At 42.9% G+C, this 658-nt stretch carries 1 protein-coding gene and 1 pseudogene; both read right to left on the bottom strand.

Annotation, left to right across the window (positions count from 1 at the left end; all coding sequences use genetic code 11):
* The coding region (locus KH893_RS11320; RefSeq protein ID WP_281166214.1) for a substrate-binding domain-containing protein at positions 1 to 297 on the bottom strand (297 nt) is incomplete at its 3' end.
* A gap of 116 nt (positions 298 to 413) precedes the next feature.
* A pseudogene (gene prfB, locus KH893_RS11325) lies at positions 414 to 658 on the bottom strand (peptide chain release factor 2); the annotation flags it as partial.

A 658-nucleotide genomic window follows, 5' to 3' on the forward strand; every position in this document is an offset into this window, starting at 1 on the left:
TTCTTGTGAAGCGAAGATATCCGAATCACCAATTTGGACTGAGCCAGCTTGAACCTGTGTTAAGCCGGCACCAGAACCACCACCTTGAACCGTGATTTGGACTGAGGAATGTGCACTTGAAAAACGCTCACCGAGCTGCTCGGCGAGGGGCTGAAGTGCTGTTGAACCAACAGCTAAGACCTTTCCAGTCAACTTTGACTTAGAAGCTGCGAAGGCGCTTGTACCAAGATTAGCGCTCGTCAATGACGCACCGCCAATAGCTGCCAACGCAAGTAAACTCAATAACCATTTCTTCATAATTATGAAACTCCTTGTGTCTTACTAATATTCAGTTTTCATGTGCGGGACGTATGCCACCGCATCTAAAAGATAACATAAAAAAGCCTCAAATTAATGAGACTAATTAAAAAAAATTATTCAGGATTTTTTTGGGAGAGCTTCCATTTTAAGTAAGCATTAATAAATGGATCCAAATCGCCATCCATGACCCCATCTGTATCACCGGTTTCGTAGCCCGAACGCAAATCCTTCACCATTCGGTAAGGTTGAAAAATATATGATCGAATTTGAGAGCCCCAAGCAACATCTAATTTCGTGCCTGACAACTTAGCATGTTCTTCCTCACGTTTTTGTTCCTCTCGCTCATACAATTTAGCCT

This window comes from Liquorilactobacillus sicerae (assembly GCF_029916425.1).
Lineage (GTDB): Bacteria > Bacillota > Bacilli > Lactobacillales > Lactobacillaceae > Liquorilactobacillus > Liquorilactobacillus sicerae.